Genomic DNA, 388 nt, shown 5'->3' on the forward strand with positions numbered 1-388 from the left:
GGCCGTACTGTAGGTGCGGGCGTTGTTGCTAAAGTAATGAGCTAATTATTAATTAATTAGCTTTGAGCTTAAAAAGGGCGCTTCGGCGCCCTTTTTGCTGCTTGCTGTTTAGCTGCTGTCATATTTATTCGCATTTTTTATTCATTCTCCCGCCGCGTAAATAGCGTTGTGCTATTGTAATCATAACTATTCTCATTTACACTTTGCACAGAAATTGAACGGGAGCGATCATGTACGTTTGTTTGTGTAATGCGATAAGTGATAAAAAAATTCGTCAGGCTGTTCGCCAGTTTCAACCTCAGTCCTTTCAGCAATTACGTAAATTTATTCCTGTGGGAAATCAATGTGGTAAGTGCATTCGCGCTGCCCGTGAAGTCATGCAGGATGA

The 388-nt window shown here is 41.5% G+C and carries 1 protein-coding gene; it reads left to right on the top strand.

Features of this window, described 5'->3' with window-relative positions; translation table 11 throughout:
* Positions 1-230: 230 nt before the first annotated feature.
* Positions 231-388, top strand: a 158-nt coding sequence (bfd, locus tag FDW92_RS04860) for a bacterioferritin-associated ferredoxin (protein WP_137400554.1), incomplete at its 3' end; no start/stop codon positions are given.

It is taken from the genome of Citrobacter sp. wls706 (assembly GCF_005281305.1).
Classification (GTDB): Bacteria; Pseudomonadota; Gammaproteobacteria; order Enterobacterales; family Enterobacteriaceae; genus Citrobacter; species Citrobacter werkmanii.